Annotated in this window: 21 protein-coding genes; 12 read left to right on the forward strand and 9 right to left on the reverse strand. The window is 55.8% G+C overall.

The annotated features are described in order from the left end of the window. The first annotated feature begins 10 nt into the window (after window positions 1-10). The 3 genes from fhuC to fhuB are packed head-to-tail and all read left to right on the forward strand — an operon-like array spanning window position 11 to window position 3,677. Entirely contained in the window at window positions 11-808 is a 798-nt protein-coding gene (gene fhuC, locus AC2CGP_RS18980; protein WP_015368187.1) for a Fe3+-hydroxamate ABC transporter ATP-binding protein FhuC, read from the forward strand. Then, entirely contained in the window at window positions 808-1,698 is an 891-nt protein-coding gene (gene fhuD, locus AC2CGP_RS18985) for a Fe(3+)-hydroxamate ABC transporter substrate-binding protein FhuD (protein ID WP_032706657.1), read from the forward strand. The genes fhuC and fhuD overlap by 1 nt, the downstream gene beginning before the upstream one ends. Continuing rightward, entirely contained in the window at window positions 1,695-3,677 is a 1,983-nt protein-coding gene (gene fhuB, locus AC2CGP_RS18990; RefSeq protein ID WP_015368185.1) for a Fe(3+)-hydroxamate ABC transporter permease FhuB, read from the forward strand. The genes fhuD and fhuB overlap by 4 nt, the downstream gene beginning before the upstream one ends. Window positions 3,678-3,893: 216 nt before the next feature. Here fhuB and hemL read toward each other — a convergent pair whose 3' ends face one another. After that, complete coding sequence (gene hemL / locus AC2CGP_RS18995; protein ID WP_045359039.1) at window positions 3,894-5,174, reverse strand: glutamate-1-semialdehyde 2,1-aminomutase; 1,281 nt, start codon at window positions 5,172-5,174, stop codon at window positions 3,894-3,896. Between the two features lie 179 nt (window positions 5,175-5,353). Between hemL and clcA the strand changes: the two genes are divergently transcribed. Continuing rightward, window positions 5,354-6,772, forward strand: a complete 1,419-nt coding sequence (gene clcA / locus AC2CGP_RS19000; protein ID WP_015368182.1) for a H(+)/Cl(-) exchange transporter ClcA — start codon at window positions 5,354-5,356, stop codon at window positions 6,770-6,772. Window positions 6,773-6,853: 81 nt separating this feature from the next. Then, window positions 6,854-7,198: an iron-sulfur cluster insertion protein ErpA gene (gene erpA, locus AC2CGP_RS19005; protein ID WP_015368181.1), complete on the forward strand. Its 345-nt coding sequence runs from the start codon at window positions 6,854-6,856 to the stop codon at window positions 7,196-7,198. A 78-nt stretch (window positions 7,199-7,276) separates the two neighbouring features. Here the strand turns inward: erpA and AC2CGP_RS19010 are convergent, their stop codons facing one another. Genes AC2CGP_RS19010 through mtnN form a run of 3 tightly spaced genes read right to left on the reverse strand, consistent with a single transcriptional unit; the run spans window position 7,277 to window position 9,429 of the window. After that, window positions 7,277-7,903, reverse strand: a complete 627-nt coding sequence (locus tag AC2CGP_RS19010) for a TRIC cation channel family protein (protein ID WP_015704437.1) — start codon at window positions 7,901-7,903, stop codon at window positions 7,277-7,279. 34 nt (window positions 7,904-7,937) lie between these two features. Continuing rightward, window positions 7,938-8,738, reverse strand: a complete 801-nt coding sequence (btuF, locus tag AC2CGP_RS19015) for a vitamin B12 ABC transporter substrate-binding protein BtuF (RefSeq protein WP_171830425.1) — start codon at window positions 8,736-8,738, stop codon at window positions 7,938-7,940. Further along, the gene (gene mtnN, locus AC2CGP_RS19020; RefSeq protein ID WP_015704439.1) at window positions 8,731-9,429 is read right to left on the reverse strand and encodes a 5'-methylthioadenosine/S-adenosylhomocysteine nucleosidase; all 699 of its coding nucleotides are present in this window, start codon (window positions 9,427-9,429) and stop codon (window positions 8,731-8,733) included. The genes btuF and mtnN overlap by 8 nt, the downstream gene beginning before the upstream one ends. Window positions 9,430-9,512: 83 nt before the next feature. On the opposite strand from mtnN, the gene dgt reads away from it, so the two are divergent. From dgt to AC2CGP_RS19035, 3 genes are all read left to right on the forward strand, one after another. Further along, the gene (gene dgt / locus AC2CGP_RS19025) at window positions 9,513-11,027 is read left to right on the forward strand and encodes a dGTPase (protein WP_032713395.1); all 1,515 of its coding nucleotides are present in this window, start codon (window positions 9,513-9,515) and stop codon (window positions 11,025-11,027) included. Between the two features lie 141 nt (window positions 11,028-11,168). Beyond that, the gene (gene degP, locus AC2CGP_RS19030; protein WP_484502441.1) at window positions 11,169-12,602 is read left to right on the forward strand and encodes a serine endoprotease DegP; all 1,434 of its coding nucleotides are present in this window, start codon (window positions 11,169-11,171) and stop codon (window positions 12,600-12,602) included. Between the two features lie 176 nt (window positions 12,603-12,778). After that, window positions 12,779-13,936: a CdaR family transcriptional regulator gene (locus AC2CGP_RS19035; protein ID WP_015368175.1), complete on the forward strand. Its 1,158-nt coding sequence runs from the start codon at window positions 12,779-12,781 to the stop codon at window positions 13,934-13,936. A 36-nt stretch (window positions 13,937-13,972) separates the two neighbouring features. Here the strand turns inward: AC2CGP_RS19035 and AC2CGP_RS19040 are convergent, their stop codons facing one another. The 5 genes from AC2CGP_RS19040 to map all read right to left on the reverse strand — a co-directional run bounded on the left by AC2CGP_RS19040 (window position 13,973) and on the right by map (window position 22,012). Next, entirely contained in the window at window positions 13,973-16,948 is a 2,976-nt protein-coding gene (locus AC2CGP_RS19040; RefSeq protein ID WP_316516103.1) for a putative mucin/carbohydrate-binding domain-containing protein, read from the reverse strand. Between the two features lie 198 nt (window positions 16,949-17,146). Next, window positions 17,147-17,533 carry a DUF3461 family protein gene (locus tag AC2CGP_RS19045; protein WP_015368173.1) on the reverse strand — a complete coding sequence of 129 codons (387 nt, stop codon included), beginning with the start codon at window positions 17,531-17,533 and terminating at the stop codon, window positions 17,147-17,149. A 107-nt stretch (window positions 17,534-17,640) separates the two neighbouring features. Continuing rightward, window positions 17,641-18,465, reverse strand: a complete 825-nt coding sequence (gene dapD, locus AC2CGP_RS19050) for a 2,3,4,5-tetrahydropyridine-2,6-dicarboxylate N-succinyltransferase (RefSeq protein ID WP_015368172.1) — start codon at window positions 18,463-18,465, stop codon at window positions 17,641-17,643. Between the two features lie 31 nt (window positions 18,466-18,496). Next, window positions 18,497-21,160 (reverse strand): bifunctional uridylyltransferase/uridylyl-removing protein GlnD, encoded by a 2,664-nt coding sequence (gene glnD / locus AC2CGP_RS19055; RefSeq protein ID WP_020079581.1) that lies wholly within the window; start codon window positions 21,158-21,160, stop codon window positions 18,497-18,499. A 57-nt stretch (window positions 21,161-21,217) separates the two neighbouring features. After that, window positions 21,218-22,012 carry a type I methionyl aminopeptidase gene (map, locus tag AC2CGP_RS19060; RefSeq protein WP_042893904.1) on the reverse strand — a complete coding sequence of 265 codons (795 nt, stop codon included), beginning with the start codon at window positions 22,010-22,012 and terminating at the stop codon, window positions 21,218-21,220. 322 nt (window positions 22,013-22,334) lie between these two features. Here map and rpsB point away from each other — a divergent pair, with 322 nt between their 5' ends. From rpsB to frr, 4 genes are all read left to right on the forward strand, one after another. Further along, a complete protein-coding gene (gene rpsB, locus AC2CGP_RS19065) occupies window positions 22,335-23,060 on the forward strand; it encodes a 30S ribosomal protein S2 (protein WP_004858107.1) in 726 nt (241 codons plus the stop codon). Between the two features lie 119 nt (window positions 23,061-23,179). Continuing rightward, a complete protein-coding gene (gene tsf, locus AC2CGP_RS19070) occupies window positions 23,180-24,031 on the forward strand; it encodes a translation elongation factor Ts (RefSeq protein WP_015368168.1) in 852 nt (283 codons plus the stop codon). Between the two features lie 150 nt (window positions 24,032-24,181). Then, window positions 24,182-24,907: a UMP kinase gene (gene pyrH, locus AC2CGP_RS19075; RefSeq protein WP_004098747.1), complete on the forward strand. Its 726-nt coding sequence runs from the start codon at window positions 24,182-24,184 to the stop codon at window positions 24,905-24,907. Window positions 24,908-25,057: 150 nt separating this feature from the next. Beyond that, window positions 25,058-25,615 carry a ribosome recycling factor gene (frr, locus tag AC2CGP_RS19080; protein WP_015368165.1) on the forward strand — a complete coding sequence of 186 codons (558 nt, stop codon included), beginning with the start codon at window positions 25,058-25,060 and terminating at the stop codon, window positions 25,613-25,615. The last annotated feature ends 187 nt before the right edge of the window (window positions 25,616-25,802 follow it).

Below are 25,802 nucleotides of genomic sequence, written 5' to 3' on the forward strand. Positions count from 1 at the left end.
GGTTGTTGCTATGCAGGAACAGACTCCGTACTCTGAAACGACGTTTGCGTTAAATCGCGTGACCTTTCGCGTGCCTGGCCGCACGCTGCTTCATCCCCTTTCGTTGACCTTCCCGGCAGGAAAAGTCACTGGCCTGATAGGCCATAACGGTTCCGGCAAATCCACGTTACTGAAAATGCTTGGCCGCCATCAGCCGCCTTCCGAGGGCGATGTGCTGCTTGACGGCCAGCCGCTGGACAGCTGGAGCAGCAAGGCGTTTGCCCGCAAAGTGGCCTATCTGCCGCAGCAACTGCCGGCGGCGGAAGGGATGACGGTGCGCGAACTGGTGGCGATTGGTCGCTATCCGTGGCACGGCGCGCTGGGGCGCTTCGGCGCGGCGGATCGCGAAAAAGTAGAAGAGGCCATTGCGCTGGTGGGGCTGAAACCGCTGGCGCATCGGCTGGTGGACAGTCTTTCCGGCGGCGAACGCCAGCGCGCGTGGATCGCCATGCTGGTGGCGCAGGATAGCCGCTGTTTGCTGCTCGATGAACCGACGTCGGCGCTGGATATCGCCCATCAGGTCGATGTGCTGGCGCTGGTGCATCGTCTCAGCCAGCAGCGTGGCCTGACGGTGATCGCGGTCCTGCACGATATTAATATGGCCGCCCGCTATTGCGATTATCTGGTGGCGCTGCGCGGCGGCGAAATGATCGCCCAGGGGACGCCGGCGGAACTGATGCGCAGCGAAACGCTGGAACAAATCTACGGCATCCCGATGGGGATCCTGCCGCACCCGGCGGGCGCAGCGCCGGTAAGTTTTGTCTATTGATGGAAAATTCGAACTTCTTCTCACGCCGACGCCTGTTGACGGCAATGGCGCTGTCGCCGCTGCTGTGGCAGATGCGCGGCGCGCAGGCGGCGAACGTTGATCCGCAGCGCGTCGTCGCGCTGGAGTGGCTGCCGGCCGAACTGCTGCTGGCGCTCGGCGTTACGCCCTACGGCGTGGCCGACATTCCCAACTATAACCTGTGGGTGAATGAACCGGCGTTACCCGCCTCGGTGATTGATGTCGGCCTGCGCACTGAACCCAATCTTGAATTACTGACGCAGATGAAACCGTCGTTTATCGTCTGGTCAGCAGGCTATGGCCCGTCGCCGGAAAAGCTGGCGCGTATCGCGCCCGGTCGCGGTTTCACCTTCAGCGACGGCAAACGGCCGCTGGCGATGGCCCAGCGTTCGCTGCAGGAAATGGCCGACCTGCTGGGTAAGCAACAGCAGGCGAAGCGCCATCTGGCGGAGTTCGACGCGTTGATGGAAAGCCTGCGTCCACGATTTGTCGACCGTGACGATCGTCCGCTGCTGATGATTTCGCTACTTGATGCTCGCCATGTACTGGTATTCGGCGAGAACTGCCTGTTCCAGGAAGTGCTCGATCGCTTTGGCATCAAAAACGCCTGGCACGGCGAAGCGGCATTCTGGGGCAGTATCACCGTAGGCATCGATCGGCTGGCGGAATTTAAAGAAGCCGATGTTATCTGTTTCGATCATGGCAACGATCGGGAGATGGCCCAACTGATGGCGACCCCGCTGTGGCAGGCGATGCCTTTCGTGCGCGCCGGGCGTTTCCAGCGTCTTCCGGCGGTGTGGTTCTATGGCGCGACGCTGTCGGCGATGCATTTCGCCCGCGTACTGGCCGATGCGCAGGGGAGGGCAGTATGAACGCGCGTTTCTCGCCGTTAGCCATGATCCTGCTGGCCGTACTGCTGGTTGCCGCTTTCGCGCTGAGCATCGTTAACCTTCAGGTGGCTTTACCTTACGCGCAGTGGCGTCAGGCGCTGTGGCAGCCGGATAGCGATAATATCGCCCAGATGCTGTTCCATTACAGCCTGCTGCCGAGGCTGGCTGTATCGCTGCTGGTCGGCGCCGGACTGGGGCTCGTTGGCGTACTGTTCCAGCAGGTACTGCGTAACCCGCTGGCGGAGCCGACCACGCTCGGCGTCGCCACCGGCGCGCAGCTCGGAATGACGGTGACGACGCTATGGGCGATCCCCGGTGTGCTGGCGTCGCAGTTTGCCGCGCTGGCTGGCGCTTGCCTGGTCGGCGCGCTGGTGTTCGGCGTCTCGTGGGGCAAACGTCTATCGCCGGTGACGCTGATTCTGGCCGGTCTGGTGGTGAGTCTCTATTGCGGCGCGGTCAATCAACTGATGGTGATTTTCCATCACGACCAGCTGCAAAGCATGTTCCTGTGGAGTACCGGTACGCTGACGCAGACCGACTGGAGCGTGGCGCAGCGCCTGTGGCCGCAGCTGCTTGGCGGCGCGATGTTGACGCTGCTGTTGTTACGCCCGTTAACGTTGATGGGGCTGGATGATGGCGTGGCGCGGAATCTCGGGCTGGCGCTCTCTCTGGCGCGCCTTGGCGTCTTGACCCTGGCGATAGTAATAAGCGCGCTGCTGGTCAACGCGGTCGGTATTATCGGCTTTATCGGTCTGTTCGCGCCGCTACTGGCGAAAATGCTCGGCGCCCGCCGCCTGCTATCGCGGCTGGTGCTGGCGGCGCTGCTTGGCGCGCTGATCCTGTGGCTTTCCGACCAAATTATTCTCTGGCTCAGCCGGATATGGCGAGAAGTGTCTACCGGGTCAGTCACCGCGCTGATTGGCGCGCCTTTATTACTGTGGCTGCTGCCGCGGCTGCGTAGCATCAGCGCGCCGGTGATGAATGGCGGCGATAAAGCGCTGATTGAGCGCCGCAACGTGCAGTGGTTCGCGCTGGGCGGACTGGCGCTGATGTTGTTGGCGGTAACCGCCGCGCTGACCTTTGGCCGCGATGCGCAGGGGTGGCAATGGGCCAGCGGCGATCTGCTGGAACAATTGATGCCCTGGCGCTGGCCGCGGGTGTTCTCGGCGCTGTTCGCCGGGGTGATGCTTGCCGTCGCGGGTTGTATTATTCAACGCCTGACCGGTAACCCGATGGCCAGCCCGGAAGTGCTGGGTATCAGCTCCGGCGCGGCGTTCGGCGTGGTGTTGATGCTGTTCTTCGTGCCGGGCAACGCTTTTGTCTGGCTGCTGCCAGCCGGCAGTCTTGGCGCGGCGGCGACGCTGCTGGTCATCCTGGTCGCCGCCGGGCGCGGCGGATTCTCGCCGCACCGGATGCTGCTGGCGGGGATGGCGCTAAGTACCGCCTTCACCATGCTATTGATGATGCTACAGGCCAGCGGCGATCCGCGCATGGCGCAGATCCTGACGTGGATGTCCGGTTCGACCTATAGCGCGACGCCTGAGATGGTGCTGCGTAGCGGCGTGGTAATGCTGGCGCTATTGGCGCTGGCGCCGCTCTGTCGCCGCTGGCTGACCATCCTGCCGCTCGGCGGCGAGGCGGCGCGAGCGGTAGGGATGGCATTGACGCCATCGCGTATTGGGTTGCTGCTGCTGGCGGCGAGCCTGACGGCAACGGCGACGCTAACCGTTGGGCCGTTAAGTTTTGTTGGCCTGATGGCGCCGCACATTGCGAGGATGATGGGCTTTCGCCGGACGATGCCGCATATGGTCATTTCCGGGCTGATTGGCGGGATGCTGCTGATGTTCGCCGACTGGTGCGGGCGAATGATAATGTTCCCCTACCAAATCCCGGCAGGTCTATTGTCGACGTTTATCGGCGCGCCGTATTTTATCTATTTGCTGAGAAAGCAGAGCCGCTAACGATCCCGATAGCCTCAACATCCCCGGTGGCGCTAGCGCTTACCGGGGCTACAGTGTTGTGCGATTTAGTAGCCCGGACAAGGCGCCGCCTCCGGGGAAAATCCCCGGTAGCGCTAGCGCTTACCGGGGCTACAGCGCTGCTCGATTTGCTAGCCCGGATAAGGCGCAATGCACCGCCTCCGGGAAAATCCCTGCGCCACCAGGCATTCAAGTACCTTACAGTTTGGCAAACACCCGACGCGCGGCATCGATAGTGTTGTTGATATCCGCTTCGCTATGGGCGACGGACATAAAGCCGGCTTCAAACGCCGACGGGGCGAGGTAAACCCCTTCTTCCAGCATCAGGTGGAAGAAACGCTTGAAACGTTCAACATCGCACTTCACCACATCCTGATAGCAGGTGACGGTTTCGGCATCGGTAAAGAAGATACCGAACATGCCGCCGACATTATTCACCACCAGCGGGATCCCGGTTTCGCGCGCCGCGTTCAGCAGGCCATCCGCCAGTTGATTGGTCAGCTCGGTCAGGGTTTCATGCACGCCCGGCTGCGCCACTTCGCTTAAGCAGGCGAAGCCTGCGGCCATGGCGATAGGGTTGCCTGACAGCGTACCGGCCTGGTATACCGGACCGGTCGGCGCCAGCGCGTCCATGACCTCGCGGCGACCGCCGAAAGCGCCCACCGGCATACCGCCGCCGATGATTTTACCCAGACAGGTCAGATCCGGCTCCACGCCGTAATAAGACTGGGCGCCCGCCAGCGCGACGCGGAAGCCGGTCATCACTTCGTCAATAATCAGCAACGCGCCAAACTCGTCGCACAGTGCGCGCAGGCCCGGCAGGAACTCCGGCTGCGGCGGAATGCAGTTCATATTACCGGCCACCGGTTCGACGATGATACAGGCGATATCCTGCGGATACTGCTCAAACGCCGCGCGTACCGAGGCAAGATCGTTATAGGTGCAGGTCAGGGTATGCTTCGCAAAATCCGCCGGTACGCCCGGCGAGTTCGGCTGGCCGAGAGTCAGTGCGCCGGAGCCGGCTTTCACCAGCAGGCAGTCGGCGTGACCGTGGTAGCATCCTTCGAACTTGATGATTTTGTCGCGGCCGGTGAAGCCGCGTGCCAGGCGAATGGCGCTCATGGTGGCTTCGGTGCCGGAGTTTACCATGCGCACCATATCCATGGTCGGCACCAGTTCAGTAACCAGTTCCGCCATTTTGACTTCCATTTCGGTTGGCGCGCCGAAGCTTAACCCGCGCTCTGCCGCTTCAATCACCGCGTTACGAATGGCCGGATGGTTGTGACCCAGCACCATTGGGCCCCAGGAACCGACATAATCGATATAAGCTTTACCATCGACATCGTACAGGTAGGCGCCATCCGCACGTTCAATAAACAGCGGGGTGCCGCCGACGCCAGTAAAGGCGCGGACCGGCGAGTTGACGCCGCCGGGGATAAGTTCGCGGGCGGCGTTATACAGATTTTCAGATTTGCTCATGGCCAGGATCCTGGTTCGTGAATAAAGTTATCGGGCTATTCTAAGTTATTCCATGAAGGTTATGAAAGTTTTGCCCAATTGAAACATTAAGCGGACGAAACAATTTTTTGGCGACGCGCGGCGCGGAGGCGGCTAGAATGCCTCTCTTCTCATTTGTATTACCAATAAATGATAATGGCATGAAAGCAGAAACTCCCTCTTTTGAAGCACATCAGTTTGTTCGCGTGCGCCGTAGCGATGCGGTCCGCCGTTTGATTCAACGCGACAAAACGCCGCTGGCGGTATTGTTGATGGCGGCGGTGGTCGGCACGCTGGCCGGGCTGGTGGGCGTGGCGTTTGAAAAGAGCGTGAACTGGGTGCAGAACCAGCGAATTGGCGCCCTGGTGCAGGTGGCGGACCACTGGTACCTCGTCTGGCCGCTGGCCTTCATTCTGTCGGGGCTGCTGGCGATGGTTGGCTATTTTCTGGTGCGCCGCTTTGCGCCGGAGGCCGGCGGTTCCGGGATCCCGGAAATCGAAGGCGCGCTGGAAGAGTTGCGCCCGGTACGCTGGTGGCGCGTGCTACCGGTAAAATTCATCGGTGGTATGGGGACGCTGGGCGCCGGGATGGTGCTGGGGCGCGAAGGGCCGATGGTGCAGCTTGGCGGCAATATCGGGCGCATGGTGGTGGATGTGTTTCGTCTGCGCAGCCCGGAAGCGCGGCACACGCTGTTGGCCACCGGCGCGGCATCAGGCCTCTCCGCGGCCTTCAACGCGCCGCTGGCGGGCATCCTTTTTATCATCGAAGAGATGCGCCCGCAGTTCCGCTACAATCTGATTTCGATTAAAGCCGTGTTTACCGGCGTGATCATGTCGAGCATCGTGTTTCGTATTTTTAACGGCGAAGGGGCGATTATCGAAGTCGGCAAGTTAAGCAATGCGCCGGTGAATACCCTGTGGCTGTATCTGGTGCTGGGCATGATCTTTGGCTGTTTCGGGCCATTGTTTAATGCTCTGGTGCTGCGGACGCAGGATATGTTCCAGCGCTTCCACGGCGGCAATATCAAAAAATGGGTGTTGATTGGCGGGCTTATCGGCGGCCTTTGCGGTCTGTTGGGCCTGATGCAGCCAACGGCGGTAGGCGGCGGTTTTAACCTTATCCCGATCGCTGCTGCCGGTAACTTCTCGGTTGGGCTGCTGCTGTTCATCTTTATTGCTCGCGTCATTACCACGCTGCTGTGCTTCTCTTCCGGCGCGCCGGGAGGGATTTTCGCCCCGATGCTGGCGCTGGGGACGCTGCTGGGAACGGCATTCGGCATGGCTGCCATCCCGCTGTTTCCCTCCTATCATCTGGATGCCGGTACCTTCGCTATCGCCGGGATGGGGGCGTTGCTGGCGGCTTCGGTACGCGCGCCGCTCACCGGAATTGTGCTGGTGCTGGAGATGACCGATAACTATCAGCTCATTTTGCCAATGATTATTACCTGCCTTGGGGCAACACTATTGGCGCAGTTCCTCGGAGGTAAGCCTTTGTATTCGACCATTCTGCAGCGTACCCTGGCGAAACAGAAGGCCGAAGAGGCGGCGAAAGCGCAGCAGGTACCCCGGGAGAATACTTGAACGATTTACCAGGGTATTAGATAATGGCTCAAAAGGCCCGGTTATTCTTTAATCGGCCGGAAGTATCAATGGGAGCAAAAAATGAGTGATGACGTAGCGTTGCCGCTGGAGTTCACCGAAGCCGCAGCGAACAAAGTAAAACATCTGATTGCGGATGAAGATAATCCGAACCTGAAACTGCGCGTGTACATCACCGGCGGCGGTTGCAGCGGTTTCCAGTATGGCTTCACCTTTGACGATCAGATCAACGAAGGCGATATGACCATCGAGAAACAGGGCGTCGGCCTGGTGGTTGACCCGATGAGCCTGCAGTATCTGGTTGGCGGCGCCGTCGACTATACCGAAGGCCTGGAAGGTTCACGTTTCATCGTGACTAACCCGAACGCGAAAAGCACCTGCGGCTGCGGCTCCTCGTTCAGCGTTTAACGCAAGCGAATCCAGCTCTCTCCCACAAAGAGAGCGGCAAACACGAAAAACGGTAACCTCAAGGTTACCGTTTTGCTTTTATGAACGTCCGTTATCATCCAACGCAAAGGTCGGTAGCTTCAGGTGCCAGCGAATCGCCGCCAGGCGTATTACCAGCGTCACCATCATGCCTAACATCGCCGAGTTTTCCAGCGACAGCTGAAAGGTATAGTGCGCCGTCGCGTGCACGATACCGCCGACAATGCAGGCGGTGGCGTAGATTTCGGTGCGCAGAATCATCGGAACTTCTCGCGCCAGCACGTCGCGGATAATCCCGCCGCCGACGCCGGTGACCACGCCCATGCAGATCGCTACCAGCGGGCCGGTATGGGCAATAAAGGCTTTATTCACGCCGATGCCGACAAACACCGCCAGGCCGACGGCATCCAGCACCGGCAGTACCCATTTCGGCATGCGCCGCGGCTGGCGGACCAGTAGAATCGTTAACATACTGGTGACCATCGCTACCACCAGATCGGTCGGATCCTTAACCCAGAACACCGGGCCATTGGCCAGCGCCATATCGCGGATGGTTCCGCCGCCCACGGCGGTAACCACGCCTAATACCAGCACACCGAAAGGGTCCATGCGTAATTTTCCTGCCAGCAATACGCCGGAGATAGCAAATACGGCTGTGCCAATAATATCCAGCCAATAGACAAGCATCGTCAGTTCCCGCTAAAAGCCTGCTGCCAGGCGGTTATTTTACCTGCTCAAGCGCAGTACAGAGTTGTTTTGCGGCAAGGATAATACGTGGGCCCGCGCGTTCAAACCAGTCGCTATGTAAGGCGATGAGCGAAATTGTGAGCTGATTTTGCCAATAGCGGTCCACGGCGGGAATTTTACGGGCGTCGCCGGTGATGACGATCGCCTGCGGATGCCGTGACAGCACCTGTTCGCGGCTGACCTGCGGCCAGGGAACGCGGCTGGCGGCAAAAATATTTTCCCCACCGCACAGGCTCAATACTTGATTCTGGATCGAGGCGCTGTTGCTGGTGAACAGCGGGTTGGCGCCAAACTGCAGAAATACGCGTTTTTTCGGCGCGTTGGCATAGCGGGCTTTTAGCGCAAGGTAAGCGTCTTGCATCTTCTGGGCAGCCTGACGAGCTGTTTCCGGCTGTGGGCTCCACGGCGCTAGCATCTGCAGAGCGCTGATGATTTGCTCAATCGAACCGGTTTCAACCCAGATAACTTTGATTCCCAGCGAACTGAGCTGATTCACCTGGCGTTCGGCATTGCCGCCGCGCCACGCCAGCACCAGATCGGGCTTCAGAGCGACAATACGTTCAAGGTTCATTCCCTGCCAACTGGCGACTTCTTCGATTTTCGCCGCGGCGGGAGGGTAGTCGGAATAACTGCTGACGCCGACCGGCGTAATGCCGGCAGCAAAGGCCAATTCGGTGTTGGCCGGGGAGAGCGTCACCACCCGCGGCGCGGCGAAAAGCCACGCCGGGGCGAGTAACAGCAGGGCGGTTAACGCCTTCTGTAGCGACTTAGCCACGCGCCAGGTTCTGTACCAGGTTTTCCACCATCAGGGTGGACTGTTTGGCGGCGACGGCGAGGAACTCGTCGAAGCTAAGATGCGACTGCTGGTCAGCGACGTCAGAGATTGCGCGCACCACCACAAAAGGAATGCTGAAGTTATGGCAGACATGGGCGATGGCGGTTGCTTCCATTTCTACGGCAACGGCCTGCGGGAAGTTGTGGCGGATTTTCGCCAGCCCTACCGAGCCGTTGATGAATGCGTCGCCGCTGACGATCAGCCCACGAACGGCGTTGAGATTCAGCGCCTTAATGCAGGTTTCCGCGGCGGCAATCAGTTTGTCATCAGCTTTGAAACCCGCCGGACAGCCAGGTAGTTGGCCGTATTCGTAGCCGAACGCGGTGACGTCGGCATCATGATAACGCGCTTCGTCAGAGACCACGATGTCGCCGACTTTCAGCGTCGGCGCCAGACCGCCCGCGGAACCGGTATTGATAATCACATCCGGCTTGCAGCGCTCCAGCAACAGGGTGGCGCCCATGGCAGCTGCTACTTTACCAATGCCGGATTTCAGCAGAGCAACCTCGGTACCGTGAAGTTGGCCGGTATAGATTTCGCTACCGCCGATAGAGATAGTCTGGCGGTTCTCGATTTTGTCGCGCAGAAGGGTAACTTCTTCTTCCATGGCGCCAATAATGCCAATTTTCATAGATTTACTCGCGATGTGTCAGGATTAGCTGCATAGTCTATCATGCGCTTAAGGGGAAGCGTATTGCTCGCGCGGGAGAGGCTATGGCAAATATTGATTTTCGCAACAAGATTCACTGGCGTCGGCGCTACCGTTCGCCGCAGGGTGTAGAGACGGAACGCGAGATCCTGCGGGTGTTTGAAAGCGATCGCGGGCGCATTATCAATTCACCGGCCATCCGCCGCCTGCAGCAAAAAACCCAGGTCTTTCCACTTGAGCGTAACGCGGCGGTCCGCACCCGACTCACCCATTCGCTCGAAGTCCAGCAGGTCGGGCGCTACATCGCCAAAGAGGTGCTAAGCCGCCTGAAAGAGCAAAAGCTGCTGGAATGCTACGGTCTGGATGAACTGAGCGGCCCGTTTGAAAGCGTGGTGGAGATGGCCTGTCTGATGCACGATATCGGCAATCCGCCATTTGGCCATTTTGGCGAGGCGGCAATTAACGATTGGTTCAGCAAACGGCTGGCGCCGAAAGATGCCGCCAGCCAGCCGTTAAGCCAGGATCGCTGCCAGGTTGACGCGCTGCGTCTGCACGACGGCGAAGGGGTGCTCAACGAACTGCGGCGTAAAGTGCGTCAGGATTTGTGCTGCTTTGAAGGCAATGCTCAGGGCATCCGTCTGGTGCATACGCTGATGCGTATGAACCTGACCTGGACCCAGGTCGGCTGCATTCTGAAATATACGCGGCCGGCGTGGTGGCGGGGAGAGACGCTTGCCAGCCATAGCTACTTAATGAAAAAGCCTGGTTATTATTTAGCCGAAGAAGAGTATATCGCGCGGCTGCGTAAAGAATTGGATCTGGCGCCTTACAATCGTTTTCCATTAACGTGGATTATGGAAGCTGCCGATGATATCTCATATTGCGTTGCTGACCTCGAAGATGCGGTAGAAAAACGAATATTCAGCGCGGAGCAATTGTATCAGCATCTGTATGACGCGTGGGGCACTCATGAAAAAGGATCGTTGTTCGCCCAGGTTGTAGAAAACGCGTGGGAGAAATCGCGCGCAAATTCACTGAGCCGCAGCACTGAAGATCAGTTCTTTATGTATTTACGGGTTAATACGTTGAATAAACTGGTGCCTTATGCGGCGCATCGGTTTATCGAAAACTTACCGGCTATTTTTAACGGCGATTTTAATCATGCGCTGTTAGAGGACGACAGCGATTGTAGTCAGCTACTTGAACTTTATAAAAACGTCGCCATAAAACAGGTGTTTAGTCATCCTGATGTTGAACAGCTGGAATTACAGGGCTATCGGGTTATCAGCGGTCTGCTGGATATCTACGAGCCGCTACTGAAATTATCGCTGGAGGAGTTCAGCCAATTGGTGGAACAAGATCGGGTACGCAGTTTGCCTATTGCTTCGAGGTTGTTCCAGAAACTTTCGACCCGACATCGGTTGGCTTATGTGGAGGCGGTAAATAAGCTTTCGCGTGATGCCGAAGAATATCCCGTGCTGGAGTATTATTACCGCTGTCGATTGATTCAGGACTATATCAGCGGAATGACGGATTTGTATGCGTGGGATGAATATCGCCGTCTGATGGCGGTGGAATAAGTCTGAGTTTTGTAAAGACGGACAATAAATTTTTACTTTTACCGAAACTTAACTCTGGAACTTCGCGCTATAAAATGACTCTGAGAGTGCGTACACAGCAACTTTTTCGTTATCCGAAATTTGAAATTGAGATTGAAACCTATGAAAAAAACCACGTTAGCAATGAGTGCTCTGGCTCTGAGTTTAGGTCTGGCGTTGTCCCCGCTCTCTGCGAGCGCGGCTGAAACGGCTTCCTCGGCGACCACTGCGCAGCAGATGCCGAGCCTGGCGCCGATGCTGGAAAAAGTGATGCCGTCTGTGGTGAGCATCAACGTCGAGGGCAGCACGACTGTTAACACGCCGCGGATGACGCGTAACTTCCAGCAATTCTTCGGTGACAACTCGCCGTTTTGCCAGGATGGTTCGCCATTCCAGAGCTCTCCATTCTGCCAGGGCGGCGGTCAGGGCGCGCCTGGCGATAACGCGCAGCAGCAGAAATTTATGGCGCTCGGTTCCGGGGTAATTATTGATGCGGCCAAAGGCTACGTGGTGACCAATAACCACGTGGTCGATAATGCCACCACGATTAAAGTTCAGCTGAGCGATGGCCGTAAGTTCGATGCGAAAGTCGTCGGTAAAGATCCGCGCTCCGACATCGCGCTGATTCAAATTCAGGATCCGAAAAACCTGACGGCGATTAAGCTTGCCGACTCTGACGCGCTGCGCGTCGGCGACTACACCGTGGCGATCGGTAACCCGTTCGGCCTCGGCGAAACCGTGACTTCCGGTATCGTCTCCGCATTGGGCCGCAGCGGCCTGAACGTGGAAAACTATGAAAACTTTATCCAGACCGATGCGGCTATTAACCGCGGTAACTCCGGCGGCGCGCTGGTGAATCTCAACGGTGAACTGATCGGTATCAACACCGCAATCCTTGCTCCGGACGGCGGCAACATCGGTATCGGCTTTGCTATTCCGAGCAACATGGTGAAAAACCTGACCGAGCAGATGGTCAAGTTTGGCCAGGTGAAACGCGGCGAACTGGGGATCATGGGTACCGAGCTGAACTCCGAGCTGGCGAAGGCAATGAAAGTTGATGCCCAGCGCGGCGCGTTTGTAAGCCAGGTGATGCCGGGCTCTGCGGCGGCGAAAGCGGGTATTAAAGCTGGTGACGTGATTACCACCCTGAACGGCAAGCCGATCAGCAGTTTCGCGGCGCTGCGTGCGCAGGTCGGTACGATGCCTATCGGCAGCAAAGTCGAGCTGGGCCTGCTGCGCGACGGCAAGCCGGTCAACGTTACCGTTGAACTGCAGCAGAGCAATCAGAACCAGGTTGACTCCAGCAGCATCTTTAACGGCATTCAAGGCGCGGAAATGAGCAACAAGGGCCAGGACAAAGGTGTGGTGGTGAGCAACGTGAAAGCGGGCACGCCGGCGGCGCAGATTGGTCTGAAGAAAGGCGACATCATTGTCGGCGCTAACCAGCAGCCGGTGAAAAACATCGCTGACCTGCGCAAAATCTTCGATGCAAAACCGTCAGTACTGGCGCTGAATATTCAGCGTGGTGATACCTCTATCTACCTGCTGATGCAATAATCTATCAGCGCGCATAAGCCCCTTTCCCGTGCCGGGAAAGGGGCTTTTTTTATTCTGCCCGCAAGTTCTGTGATTCCCCCCACAACTCCATACTTCTCTGTCACGCTTTGTGCATATGCACAGTGCGTAGTTTCAGACACTCTTTTATGCTGATGCCCTGCTCAGGGGAGGGTTACATGGCTGGCTGGCATCTTGATACCAAAATGGCGCAGGATATCGTGGCGCGAACGATGCGCATCATTGATACCAATATTAACGTAATGGATGCCCGCGGGCGCATTATTGGCAGCGGCGATCGTGAGCGTATTGGTGAATTGCACGAAGGCGCGCTGCTGGTGTTGTCGCAGGGGCGGGTGGTTGATATCGATGATGCGGTCGCTCGCCATCTGCACGGCGTGCGTCAGGGGATTAACCTGCCGCTGCGTCTTGAAGGGGAAATCGTCGGCGTTATCGGATTAACCGGCGAGCCCGAATCGCTGCGTAAGTATGGTGAGCTGGTGTGTATGACCGCGGAGATGATGCTCGAACAGTCGCGGCTGATGCATCTGCTGGCGCAGGACAGCCGCCTGCGTGAAGAACTGGTCATGAACCTGATTCAGGCGGAAGAAAATACCCCGGCGCTCAACGAATGGGCGCAGAGACTGGGCATCGACCTCAATCAACCACGGGTGGTGGCGATGATTGAAGTTGATAGCGGCCAGCTTGGCGTCGATAGCGCGATGGCGGAACTACAGCAGTTGCAGACAGCGCTGACCACGCCGGATCGCAACAACCTGGTGGCGATTGTCTCGTTGACCGAGATGGTGGTATTGAAACCCGCGTTAAATGCCTTTGGCCGCTGGGACGCCGACGACCACTGCAAGCGCGTTGAGCAACTGATTGCCCGTATGAAAGAGAACGGCCAGCTACAGTTCCGCGTTGCGTTAGGTAATTTCTTTACTGGTCCGGGCAGTATCGCACGTTCTTATCGGACCGCGCGTACGACGATGATGGTAGGGAAGCAGCGGATGCCGGAAAGCCGCAGTTACTTTTATCAGGATCTGATGCTGCCGGTGCTGCTGGATAGCCTGCGCGGCGGCTGGCAGGCCAATGAGCTGGCGCGCCCGCTGACGCGGCTGAAGGCGATGGATAACAACGGCCTGTTGCGCCGCACCTTGCAGGCATGGTTTCGTCATAACGTGCAGCCGCTGGCCACCTCAAAGGCGCTGTTTATTCATCGTAATACCCTGGAGTACCGGCTCAATCGGATTTCGGAACTAACCGGATTGGACCTGGGAAGTTTTGACGACCGTCTGCTGCTGTACATTGCATTGCAGCTGGATGAGCAACGCTGACACACTCCCGCCTCAGGCGGGAGTGGAAATGACGGATTACAGGCGCTGCAGCCCGCGGGTTGTCACTTGCCAGGTGACGGTATTGGGTTGTTGCCAGCTATTGCCATTGAGCGGATTAATAATAACGGAACGATTTCCCGCTTCGGCATGGAAGACTTCAATGGTATAGCCCTCATCCAGGATGGCGGTATCAACATAGTCGCCAAGCTGCGACGATCCTTTAATCGACTGGCGATACACCACCGAACCACGCGTATTGTAGACATTGACCGTGGCGTAAGTGGTCGTAAAGTGCTTATTCGGTACCACCGCATTGGCGCTAAAGGTCAACGCGCCGCTGCCAATATCCATCTCCATCCCGGCAAAGCAAACATCATCATCGCCAAGCAGTTGCCAACTGAAGCTATCGCCATACAGTGCGGTTTCCTCTTCTGTATCAGTGGCTTCCTCATCCGGTTCATCAGGCGCGAGCGCATAGACTTGGAGGCCCGTTTTCACCACGCGCCAGCGGTTATGCTGTTTCAGCGTGACGGCGTTTTGGGTCGTGCCATTAGTGGCGCTGGAGCGGTATGGTTCATCATGGAAAATCTCGATGATCATCCCTTCCGCGAGGGTAATCGTTTCGCTGTTTGCCAGATTGTTGGTAGCACCGGCGTAGCTGCGTTGATAAACAACCGTATCGTCCTCGGCAGTAACCGTAATGCTGGCATAGGTATGGGTGGTGTAATACGAGTGCGGTGTGCCGGCCCGTGTCGCGACCGTCATTGCGCGTTGTTTATTATCGATAACGATCTGGCAAAACTCGTTATTGCCCTGACCGCGGAGATCGAGCGTCACGCTTTTGCCCGTTAGCTCGCCCGGATCGTTATTATCCTGAGGCAGGACATCGGCATACGCTTTAAGCAGTTCACTGCGCCGGGGTTCTTCAATATGGGGGAGCATCAGCCAAAGATCGTTTTTACAGACGCACTCTTCCTGCGCTACCAGCGAGGGCTGAGTACGGATAGCCTGAGCGTTATGCTCGAAAATCGCCTCTAAGTCATCCGCCGGACTATTGCCGAGAATAAAGTTATACAGACCATTATCATCAATGCGTATCAGTTGGTATTTCTCACGCGCAACCAGGGTTAAATATCCCGGTGAGGTTTTCAGCCGTCCCGGCTCCATGTGGGTGATATATAAGTGATAGTGAGGGCTGAATGGAATAATCACTTTACCCGTCGCGCAGTTGGTGCCGGTCATCTTACGCTCAAACACTTTTTCACCGTTGGCGGAGAGTACACTGACTGCGGCATACAATGTCCCGGGGTAGTAGCTGTGCGGGTTGGCGCTGGTCACATTGAGAATAAGCTGCTGGTTTTCGTAATCAACATCCAGGTGGGCAAAAGGCGCATCGCTATAACCTAAAAAGGAGATCGTCACGTTACGTTCGCTGGTATCGTTTTGCTGAACGTAGTTGACGGTGACCGTATTGGCGCCTTCTTTTACGGTGATATAGCTGATATCCGGGCGATATTTTTGCGAGCGGCCTTTAGGCAGTTCGACCTGATACACGCCGATTGGCATGTCCTTCAGGGTCAGGACGTCACTATTAATCACCAGTGAATAATGGTTGCCGCAATTATCCTTGATAGCCAGCGTCTGACCGTAAATTTGCTCCGGGCGATCGATATTCAGCGTCAGGGTCAGCGCCCCCGTTTTGCCTAATATTGCCAGTTCGCTGTTATCCACCAGCCAGAAGAAGGAATCCAACCCTAACTGTTGGCGCGCGCTATCCCATTCGCTTTGCGGCAGAAAACGATACAGCGGATAGAGCGGTTTTGTCGCCAGCGAGACGATATTTTCCCGGGTGGCGTTTTTCAGCGTTAAACCGCAGAGCTCGATAAACGGCGTCACATCATATCCCGCGGAGGTAGCGATGGCGGTTGCCAGCATATCGGCAAGCTGATGATCCGACGGCTGGAAGCTCTCGCTATTGGCAAGTTGGCGATAGTTCTGATTAAAGGTGCGGAAGGATGCGATACCTGCTTTGAATAACATCAGCATCAGGAATTGCAGGCGAGAACGCAAACCCCAACTGGTGACCGGCGTCTTGTCGGTAATATAGTTAACCAACTGTGCTTCCTGCGCGGCCAGCTTACCGTAGTTGTATAGCCAGCCATCGGTATATAGATGATTATCCTGACTCAGCGTGAGCTGTTGATAGAAGGAAGCGTAAATATTGTTCCACACTTCGCTGACGGAAAGCGTGGGATCCTGCATAAATTTACCCTGATAGCCGTGGCCGATTTCATGCAGGATAACCCACTGCGTGGCGACGTTATCCAGCCAGCCTTCGCCAACCGTGGCGGCGGTCTGCGCGCACCAGTTGGTATTATAATAAGCCGAACCGACGCCATGTTTATCCGCCCGCAAAAAGTAGCGGTTGGCAACGTTCTGATTCCATTGCGAATCGGGATTTTCGCTTAGTCCGGCCCAATCGTTATAGCTGGTGAAAAGGTGGTTATAAAAACGGTGTAACGACGCTAATCCCGCTTTCATCGCGTTGTCGCGGTCGGCGTAGGGCAACAGCAGATTGATAACATCCAGCTCCACCAGCGCGAAAGACGATTTATTATTCTCCCAGTCCAGGAAAAACGTCTCTTCAGACTGTCCTGATTTCCAGCTGGGGAGCGGTTTCGTCGCCGCGGGTTGTTGGTAAATCACGGAGAACTCGCAGGGGCTGTCGGTAAACAACGTATCGACAAACGGCACAGAATCGACGGTGGTGCTAATCGTTGTCCAGTTGGTGGTCAGAGTGCTGGATTTTTCCACTGCGCTATCATCACACATCAGGCGCAGGGTCGAGATGCCGTTGCTGAGATCGGTTTGCCGAATTTTCAGCACCGTATTGGCGGGCAGAATAAAGCCCAGCGCCTGACGATCGTGTTTTCGTCCTTTCTCAAAACCCGCCTTATCCAGCCAGGTGGCGGATTGTAGGGTGTAACATTTTTGTTCAATTTCCTGTGTCATAGCTTGACCTCCTTTTAGGTGGAAATTGAACATAAATGAATTTAAAAAAATAAGTAATTCATATAGATACGTTGATGATGGGAAATGATGTTAGTGAGGTATAACTGAGTTTTGCTGTTAGCGAAGATGATCTACGGGTGACAAAATTGAGGATGGAGTCGGGGAAGAGGGCCAGTAGCTGGCCCGTAGCAGGCGGATTTATTTGCGCGTCAGTTTTTCCAGATCGGCTTCAATTTCACTGATCTTATTGGTGACGACGCTTTCCAGATGGCGTAAATCGTCAAGGATCTTACGCTTGAGGTCGATTTCAGTACGATCGCGCTGGCAGAGCTGATCCAGTTCGTCGATGACATAACGCAGGTTCGGACTAATCTCCTGCACTTCTTTGTAGCCCTGACCGACGCCGTCGGCGACCACAGTTTTACGCTGGCGTGGGTATTTAAACTTCACGCTTTTAGCGAAGAATTCGCCTTTATCTTTCTGGAAATAGATCTTCAGGATGTCGTTGTTAGCTTCCTGGCGCAGGCTATAGCGATCGATTTCATCAGGATTGGTAATGCCAAGACTTTTCAGATTATCGTACATAACGGTACCTTTGATATCATCATAACCATTGAATAATTAACGAAAAAATTCATCTTCGCCAGCGTCAGATATAAAAAAAGCGGGATATCTCCCGCTTTTTGTTCTGCTTAGTCGATGGTACGCAGCAGTTCGTTGATACCGACCTTACCGCGGGTCTTCGCATCAACCTTTTTCACGATCACCGCACAGTACAGGCTGTATTTACCATCTTTCGACGGCAGGTTGCCGGAAACGACAACCGAGCCCGCCGGCACGCGGCCGTAATGGACTTCGCCGGTTTCGCGATCGTAGATTTTGGTGCTCTGGCCGATGTACACGCCCATGGAGATCACCGCGCCTTCTTCAACGATAACGCCTTCAACGATTTCAGAGCGCGCGCCGATGAAGCAGTTATCTTCGATGATGGTCGGGTTAGCCTGCAGCGGCTCGAGAACGCCGCCGATGCCTACGCCACCGGACAGGTGAACGTTTTTACCGATCTGCGCGCAAGAGCCGACGGTGGCCCAGGTATCAACCATGGTGCCTTCATCAACATAAGCGCCGATGTTGACGTAGGACGGCATCAGCACGGTATTGCGCGCGATGAACGCGCCCTGGCGGACTGCCGCCGGCGGCACTACGCGGAAGCCTTCTTTCTGGAAGCGTGCTTCATCGTAGTCGGCGAATTTCATTGGAACTTTATCGAAGTAGCGGCTTTCCGCACCATCGATAACCTGGTTATCGTTAATACGGAAAGAGAGCAGTACCGCTTTCTTCAGCCATTGATGCGTCACCCACTGACCGTCGATCTTCTCAGCGACGCGCAGCGCACCGGAATCCAGCAGGGCAATAACCTGGTTCACCGCTTCGCGGGTGACGGTATCCACATTTGCCGGCGTGATGTCGGCGCGACGCTCAAAGGCGGACTCAATAACGTTCTGTAACTGCTGCATTGTTTCTTTCCATTCACTTAAAAAAAATACGTTACCCTTTATCGTTTGGATTGAGGGCCTCTGTCAACCGTTGTTGCACTTCTTGTTGCAGCTCATTATTAAGGGCACGCCGGTCGGCGGTGGCGATTATAAATAAATCTTCTACTCGCTCGCCAATTGTCGTAATTCGGGCTCCGTGAAGCGATATTCCGAGGTCGGCGAACACCTGACCGACGCGGGCGAGCAGCCCTGGCTGATCGAGCGCAATGAGCTCAAGAAATGATTTCCGGTCGGTATGGGTCGGCAGAAAATTCACCTCAGTGGCGACGGAAAAATGACGTAGTTTAGCCGCCTGGCGACGCGGGGCCGGCGGCTCCCAACTGCGTTGAGTTATTGTCTGCTCAAGACCGTGGCGAATCGCCTCGTGGCGATCGGCGGAAAGCGGGCTGCCGTCGGGTTCAAGGACGATAAAGGTATCCATCGCCATGCCGTCGCGGGTGGTGAAGATCTGCGCATCGTGAACGCTGAGGTTGCGCCGATCCAGTTCGCCGCAGACGGCGGCGAACAGGTAAGGGCGGTCCGGGCTCCAGATGAAGATCTCGGTGCCGCCGCGGGTGGCCCGCGAACTCAGCAGGATCATCGGTTTACTGAGATCGTGCTTCAGCAGGTTGCGGGCGTGCCAGGCGAGCTGGTTCGGCGTATGCCGCACAAAGTAGTTCGCCCGGCAGCGGTTCCAAATCTGGTGCAGCGCCTCTTCATTGATATTGTCCATGCGCAACAGCGCCAGCGCCTGCAGCTGATGGTGGCGTACCCGTTCACGCATATCCGGCGTGCTCTGCATACCGCGACGCAGCTGTTTTTCGGTGGCGAAATAGAGCTCGCGTAGCAGGCTTTGCTTCCAGCTGTTCCACAGCGTTTCGTTGGTGGCGCAGATATCGGCGACGGTCAGGCATACCAGATAGCGCAGGCGATTTTCCGTCTGTACCTCTTCGGCGAACTGTTTAATCACCTCCGGGTCCTGAATGTCGCGGCGCTGGGCGGTTACCGACATCAATAGATGCTGGCGTACCAGCCAGGCGACCAGCTGCGTCTCCCGCGAATTGAGCCCGTGGAGCTCGGCAAATTTCAGCACGTCTTCGGCGCCGAGAATCGAGTGATCGCCGCCGCGGCCTTTAGCGATATCGTGAAACAGAGCGGCGATGAGGATAAGTTCAGGATGGGCCAGCCGCGGCCACAGCTCAACGCACAGCGGATGGCGGCTGCGGGTCTCTTCTTTCGCGAAGCTTTCCAGTTTTAACAAGACTCGTATGGTGTGTTCGTCGACGGTATAGGCGTGAAACAGGTCGAACTGCATCTGACCGACAATATGCGACCACTGCGGCATATAGGCCCACAGCACGCTGTGGCGATGCATCGGCAGCAGGCCGCGACTCACCGCGCCCTGATGGCGCAGCATGCTGAGGAAGAGAGTTCGCGCCTCCGGGATATAGCACAGCGGCTGCGTCAGGTGGCGGCGCGCGTGGCGCAGATGACGCAGGGTCGTGGAGTAAATACCGGTGATGCTGCTGTTGCGCACCATAATAAAGAACATCCGCAGAATCGCCTGCGGCTCGCGCATAAACAGGGTGTCGTCACGCAGGTCTATCAGGGTGCCGCGCAGTTGGAAATCATCATCAATAGGCCGCGGTTTTTCGTTCTCGGTTAGCGCGAGGATCGCCTCGTCAAACAGCTGCAGTAGCATGTTATTGAGTTCACTCACCCGACGCGTGACGCGGAAGAAATCTTTCATCATGTGTTCGATCGGCTGATTGCCTTCGCCTTCATAGCCGAGGCGGTGGGCGACATTCAACTGACGATCGAAAAGCAGGCGGTTATCGTAGCGATTCACTTCAAGGTGCAAAGCAAAACGGATGCGCCAGAGCTGGTGCAGGCACTCGTTAAGCTCGTTGCGTTCGGCTTCGGTGAGGAAGCCGAAGCCGACCATTTCATCAAGCGAGGTGGCGCCGAAGTGGCGGCGGGCCACCCACTGCAGGGTATGTATATCGCGCAGGCCGCCGGGGCTGCTTTTGACGTCCGGCTCCAAGTTGTAACTGGTGCCATGGTAGCGCTGGTGGCGAACATTCTGCTCTTCAACCTTGGCGGCGAAGAACTTTTCCGACGGCCAGAAGCCGTCGCTAAAAATATGTTTTTGCAGTTCAAGGAACAGCGCGACGTCGCCGATGAGTAGGCGGGATTCAATTAAGTTGGTGGCGACGGTAAGATCTGAAAGCCCTTCGAGCAAACACTCTTCGAGGGTACGCACGCTGTGGCCGACTTCGAGCTTAACGTCCCACAGCAGGGTCAGGAGCTCGCCGACCTTTTGCGCCTGCTCGTCCGGCAGCTTTTTACGGCTCAGAATCAGCAGGTCGACGTCGGAGAGCGGGTGCAGCTCGCCGCGGCCATAGCCGCCAACGGCCACTAGCGCCAGGTCGCAGACGGATTCAAAACCATAGTCGACCCACAGCCGCTGCAGCAGCTGGTCGATAAACTCGGTGCGCGCCGCGATGAGCTGCTCTGCGGCGATGCCGTTATCAAATGCCTCTCCGAGCCAGTGCTGGAAGGTATCGATGTGCGCCTTGATTGCGGCACAGTTCAGATCGCCCTGCGGCCAGTTCACCGGATGTTCCGGCGGGATGGGCAGAAGAGGGGAGGCTGTGTCAGGTAAAGAGTTGCTCATCGCGTCACCATAAGAAAAAACTATCTAATAAAAAAGCCGGCGGGCGCCGGCTTTTCATTATTCGTCGTGCGAGATTATCGCCGGGATGGTGTCATCCTTGCGTAGCGTCAGAATTTCGCAGCCGTTATCGGTTACCACAATAGTATGCTCGTACTGCGCAGACAAGCTACGGTCTTTGGTTTTCACCGTCCAGCCGTCCTTCATGCTACGGATCTCTTTCTTACCGGCGTTGACCATCGGTTCGATGGTGAAGGTCATACCCGGCTTGAGCACCACGTCGGTTTCCGGCGAATCATAGTGCAGTACCTGCGGTTCTTCGTGGAAGCCGCGGCCGATACCGTGCCCGCAGTACTCGCGCACCACGGAGAAACCTTCCGCTTCAACGAATTTCTGGATCGCCGCGCCGATCGTGCGCAGGTTGATCCCCGGTTTAACCATCTTCAGCGCCAGATAGAGGCTTTCCTGGGTGATGCGGCACAGGCGCTCGCCGAGGATAGTCGGTTTACCGACGATGAACATTTTTGAGGTATCGCCGTGGAACTCATCTTTAATCACGGTCACGTCGATATTAACGATGTCGCCGTCTTTCAGCAGTTTGCCGTCATCCGGGATGCCGTGGCACACCACTTCATTAATAGAGATACAGACCGATTTCGGGAAGCCGTGATAGCCGAGGCAGGCGGAGACCGCTTTCTGTTCATTAACAATGTAGTCGTTGCAGATGCGATCCAGCTCGCCGGTGCTGACGCCCGGTTTGACGTAGGGTTCGATCATTTCCAGCACTTCGGCGGCCAGGCGGCCGGCAACGCGCATTTTTTCGATGTCTTCAGATGTCTTGATAGAGATAGCCATGGAATATGTCCAGCAGTGTCGATTTTTTCGACAATAATAGATTAAGTCCTGTCAATGGTAACAGTCCGGGTACGCTGGTGCCAAATTGAGAATCATTAACAGCACGAGACGTCAACAAGAGTTGGTGTCTGGCCAGGTTTTGTGGTATAAAGCGCGCCGGACTTCCGTTCCATCTCAGATACACAAGGATGGACGTAAGCGACATACTCATATTGTGTAAATAACACACACGTATCGGCACATATTCCGGGGTGCCCTTTGGGGTCGGTAATATGGGATACGTGGAGGCATAACCCCAATTTAATCTATAGAGGTTTTAAACATGGCAACTGTTTCCATGCGCGACATGCTCAAGGCTGGTGTTCACTTCGGTCACCAGACCCGTTACTGGAACCCGAAAATGAAGCCTTTCATCTTCGGCGCGCGTAACAAAGTTCACATCATCAACCTTGAGAAAACTGTACCGATGTTCAACGAAGCTCTGGCTGAGCTGAACAAAATCTCTGCCCGTAAAGGCAAGATCCTGTTCGTTGGTACTAAGCGCGCTGCAAGCGAAGCGGTAAAAGAAGCTGCTAACAGCTGCGACCAGTTCTTCGTGAACCATCGCTGGCTGGGCGGTATGCTGACTAACTGGAAAACCGTTCGTCAGTCCATCAAACGTCTGAAAGACCTGGAAACTCAGTCCCAGGACGGTACTTTCGAGAAGCTGACCAAGAAAGAAGCGCTGATGCGCACTCGTGAGCTGGACAAGCTGGAAAACAGCCTGGGCGGTATCAAAGACATGGGCGGCCTGCCGGACGCACTGTTCGTTATCGACGCTGACCACGAGCACATCGCTATCAAAGAAGCAAACAACCTGGGTATCCCGGTATTTGCTATCGTTGATACCAACTCTGATCCGGACGGCGTAGACTTCGTTATCCCGGGTAACGACGATGCAATCCGCGCAGTTAGCCTGTACCTGGGCGCTGTTGCAGCTACCGTTCGTGAAGGTCGCTCTCAGGACCTGGCTTCTCAGGCGGAAGAAAGCTTCGTAGAAGCTGAATAATAAGGTTTAAGCCCTTATTAGTACCGTGTATGAATAGGGGCCAATTTTAGGCCCCTTTTTTCAATTTATGCTGTTTGGCCGCAGGCCGGGCAGTTTCCACATCTCCCGAGGATTTTAGAATGGCTGAAATTACCGCTTCCCTGGTAAAAGAGCTGCGCGAACGTACTGGCGCAGGCATGATGGATTGCAAAAAAGCACTGACTGAAGCTAATGGCGACATCGAGCTGGCAATCGAAAACATGCGTAAATCCGGCGCGATCAAAGCGGCGAAAAAAGCAGGCAACGTTGCTGCTGACGGCGTGATCAAAACCAAAATCGACGGCAACTACGGTTACATTCTGGAAGTTAACTGCCAGACTGACTTCGTTGCTAAAGATGGTGGTTTCCAGGCATTTGCTGACAAAGTACTGGACGCCGCTGTTGCTGGTAAAATCTCCGACGTTGAAGTTCTGAAAGCGCAGTTCGAAGAAGAACGTGTTGCCCTGGTTGCTAAAATCGGTGAGAACATCAACATCCGTCGTATCGCTATCCTGGAAGGCGACGTTCTGGGCAGCTACCAGCACGGTGCGCGCATCGGCGTTCTGGTTGCCGCTAAAGGCGCTGACGAAGAGCTGGTTAAGCAGCTGGCAATGCACGTTGCTGCAAGCAAGCCGGAATTCGTTAAGCCGGAAGACGTTTCTGCTGAAGTAGTAGAAAAAGAGTACCAGGTTCAGCTGGACATCGCGATGCAGTCCGGTAAGCCGAAAGAAATCGCAGAGAAAATGGTTGAAGGCCGTATGAAGAAATTCACCGGCGAAGTTTCTCTGACTGGTCAGCCTTTCGTTATGGAACCGAGCAAATCTGTTGGTCAGCTGCTGAAAGAGCACAACGCCGACGTTACTGGCTTCATCCGCTTTGAAGTGGGCGAAGGCATCGAGAAAGTTGAGACTGACTTTGCAGCAGAAGTTGCTGCGATGTCCAAGCAGTCTTAATTTTTTAAAAAAGGAGCCGCCTGAGGGCGGCTTCTTTTTGCGCCTCTCTTGTAAAATCAGCCAATCGCTTATAGTGACTGCGCTGAACGATGACATACAATGTCGTCAGAATTAACTCATCTCAATCGTTGACAGTCTCAGGAAAGAAACATGGCTACCAATGCAAAACCCGTCTACAAACGTATTCTGCTGAAGTTAAGTGGCGAAGCTCTGCAGGGTTCAGAAGGCTTCGGTATTGATGCAAGCATACTTGACCGTATGGCTCAGGAAATCAAAGAACTGGTTGAACTGGGTATTCAGGTTGGCGTAGTGATTGGTGGCGGTAACCTGTTCCGTGGTGCTGGTCTGGCGAAAGCGGGTATGAACCGCGTTGTGGGCGACCACATGGGCATGCTGGCAACGGTCATGAACGGCCTGGCAATGCGTGATGCGCTCCATCGCGCCTATGTGAACGCTCGCCTGATGTCCGCAATCCCGCTGAATGGCGTGTGTGACAACTACAGCTGGGCGGAAGCGATTAGCCTGCTGCGTAACAATCGCGTGGTGATCCTCTCCGCAGGTACCGGCAACCCATTCTTTACTACCGACTCCGCAGCCTGCCTGCGCGGTATTGAAATCGAAGCCGACGTGGTACTGAAAGCGACCAAGGTTGACGGCGTGTTTACCGCTGACCCGGCGAAAGATCCTTCCGCCACCATGTATGATCAGCTGACCTACAGCGAAGTGCTGGATAAAGAGCTGAAAGTAATGGATCTTGCCGCCTTCACCCTGGCGCGCGACCACAAACTGCCGATTCGCGTATTTAACATGAACAAGCCTGGCGCGCTGCGTCGTGTGGTGATGGGCGAAAAAGAAGGCACATTGATTACGGAATAATTCCCGTCGGCGCTAATTCCGGGTAATATTCCGCTTTACTTTAGCGGGGAAGTTGCCCGGTTAATTGAATTAATCCGGACTATACTTAGCTCACTTTTGCGGTGAGCGACCGTGTGGTCTGTCTGAGACAAGTTTTCAAGGATTCGTAACGTGATTAGCGATATCAGAAAAGATGCTGAAGTACGCATGGAAAAATGCGTTGAAGCATTCAAAAACCAAATCAGCAAAATTCGCACGGGTCGTGCTTCTCCAAGCCTGCTGGATGGCATCATTGTAGAATACTACGGCACGCCGACTCCGCTGCGTCAGCTGGCAAGCGTTACGGTAGAAGATTCCCGTACGCTGAAAATCAACGTCTTCGACCGCTCTATGAGCCCGGCCGTTGAAAAAGCGATTATGGCGTCTGATCTGGGTCTGAACCCAAGCTCTGCGGGTAGCGATATCCGCGTTCCGCTGCCGCCGCTGACAGAAGAACGTCGTAAAGATCTGACCAAGATCGTGCGTGGCGAAGCTGAGCAGGCGCGTGTCGCCGTGCGTAACGTTCGCCGTGACGCGAACGACAAAGTTAAAGCTCTGCTCAAAGAGAAAGAGATCAGCGAAGATGACGATCGCCGTTCTCAGGACGACGTGCAGAAAATGACTGACGCCGCCATTAAGAAAGTTGATGCGGCGCTGGCAGAGAAAGAAGCGGAACTGATGCAGTTCTGATTTTCTGCCGTTACGCGGGCCCGGGATATTCGGGGCTGCGTAAAGTCTGAAACGCCGTACAGAAGACCGTACGCTCAATATTTGGGATTGCGTTAAAATAGCTGGCCTTGTAGCCTTCCGTTCTATACCGAAGGTCATTCGCCGCCGTTTTAGCCCCGAGGATTGATGCATAAAGGGCTTGCTGGCG

Source organism: Klebsiella sp. SYXHC3 (assembly GCF_057196925.1).

Excerpts from the sequence above, each read along its gene's own strand:
- fhuB (WP_015368185.1), top strand. The coding sequence starts at position 1,695 with ATGAACGCGCGTTTCTCGCCGTTAGCCATGATCCTGCTGGCCGTACTG.
- AC2CGP_RS19035 (WP_015368175.1), top strand. The coding sequence starts at position 12,779 with ATGGCTGGCTGGCATCTTGATACCAAAATGGCGCAGGATATCGTGGCG.
- erpA (WP_015368181.1), top strand. The coding sequence starts at position 6,854 with ATGAGTGATGACGTAGCGTTGCCGCTGGAGTTCACCGAAGCCGCAGCG.
- AC2CGP_RS19040 (WP_316516103.1), bottom strand. The coding sequence starts at position 16,948 with ATGACACAGGAAATTGAACAAAAATGTTACACCCTACAATCCGCCACC.
- rpsB (WP_004858107.1), top strand. The coding sequence starts at position 22,335 with ATGGCAACTGTTTCCATGCGCGACATGCTCAAGGCTGGTGTTCACTTC.
- glnD (WP_020079581.1), bottom strand. The coding sequence starts at position 21,160 with ATGAGCAACTCTTTACCTGACACAGCCTCCCCTCTTCTGCCCATCCCG.
- fhuD (WP_032706657.1), top strand. The coding sequence starts at position 808 with ATGGAAAATTCGAACTTCTTCTCACGCCGACGCCTGTTGACGGCAATG.
- dgt (WP_032713395.1), top strand. The coding sequence starts at position 9,513 with ATGGCAAATATTGATTTTCGCAACAAGATTCACTGGCGTCGGCGCTAC.
- fhuC (WP_015368187.1), top strand. The coding sequence starts at position 11 with ATGCAGGAACAGACTCCGTACTCTGAAACGACGTTTGCGTTAAATCGC.
- map (WP_042893904.1), bottom strand. The coding sequence starts at position 22,012 with ATGGCTATCTCTATCAAGACATCTGAAGACATCGAAAAAATGCGCGTT.
- AC2CGP_RS19045 (WP_015368173.1), bottom strand. The coding sequence starts at position 17,533 with ATGTACGATAATCTGAAAAGTCTTGGCATTACCAATCCTGATGAAATC.
- tsf (WP_015368168.1), top strand. The coding sequence starts at position 23,180 with ATGGCTGAAATTACCGCTTCCCTGGTAAAAGAGCTGCGCGAACGTACT.
- hemL (WP_045359039.1), bottom strand. The coding sequence starts at position 5,174 with ATGAGCAAATCTGAAAATCTGTATAACGCCGCCCGCGAACTTATCCCC.
- clcA (WP_015368182.1), top strand. The coding sequence starts at position 5,354 with ATGAAAGCAGAAACTCCCTCTTTTGAAGCACATCAGTTTGTTCGCGTG.
- mtnN (WP_015704439.1), bottom strand. The coding sequence starts at position 9,429 with ATGAAAATTGGCATTATTGGCGCCATGGAAGAAGAAGTTACCCTTCTG.
- AC2CGP_RS19010 (WP_015704437.1), bottom strand. The coding sequence starts at position 7,903 with ATGCTTGTCTATTGGCTGGATATTATTGGCACAGCCGTATTTGCTATC.
- pyrH (WP_004098747.1), top strand. The coding sequence starts at position 24,182 with ATGGCTACCAATGCAAAACCCGTCTACAAACGTATTCTGCTGAAGTTA.
- dapD (WP_015368172.1), bottom strand. The coding sequence starts at position 18,465 with ATGCAGCAGTTACAGAACGTTATTGAGTCCGCCTTTGAGCGTCGCGCC.
- degP (WP_484502441.1), top strand. The coding sequence starts at position 11,169 with ATGAAAAAAACCACGTTAGCAATGAGTGCTCTGGCTCTGAGTTTAGGT.